Here is a 539-nt window from a genome sequence, read left to right as displayed (position 1 = left end):
CTCTGCAGCTCCATGTCCGTCGGCGGTGCTTCTGCCGCCGGCTGGAAGCCGGGCTGACCGGCATCGAAGACGCCCAGTTGCTTGCCGACATTCACGCCGGTCTGCACACCCTGGCCGATCTTCTTCAGCACGCTCCAGAAGCTCTGCAGCTCCATGTCCGTCGGCGGTGCTTCCGCGGCGGGCTGGAAGCCGGGCTGACCAGCGTCGAAGACGCCCAGTTGCTTGCCGACATTCACGCCGGTCTGCACACCCCGGCCGATCTTCTTCAGCACGCTCCAGAAACTCTGCAGCTCCATGTCCGTCGGCGGTGCTTCCGCGGCGGGCTGGAAGCCGGGCTGACCAGCGTCGAAGACGCCCAGTTGCTTGCCGACATTCACGCCGGTCTGCACACCCCGGCCGATCTTCTTCAGCACGCTCCAGAAGCTCTGCAGCTCCATGTCTGTCGGCGGTGCTTCCGCGGCCGACTGGAAGCCGGGCTGACCGGCGTCGAAGACGCCCAGTTGCTTGCCGACATTCACGCCGGTCTGCACACCCCGGCC

Annotated in this window: 1 protein-coding gene; it reads right to left on the bottom strand. The window is 66.6% G+C overall.

The genetic code is table 11. The annotated features are described in order from the left end of the window. On the bottom strand, window positions 1-518 hold a 518-nt coding region (locus CQ12_RS45230), incomplete at its 3' end, for a hypothetical protein (protein WP_198164256.1). Window positions 519-539 lie beyond the last annotated feature (21 nt).

It is taken from the genome of Bradyrhizobium jicamae (assembly GCF_001440395.1).
In the GTDB taxonomy this organism is placed as follows: Bacteria; Pseudomonadota; Alphaproteobacteria; order Rhizobiales; family Xanthobacteraceae; genus Bradyrhizobium; species Bradyrhizobium jicamae.
Note: the sequence above shows the minus strand (reverse complement) of the source record. Positions and strands in the feature narration are given on the sequence as shown.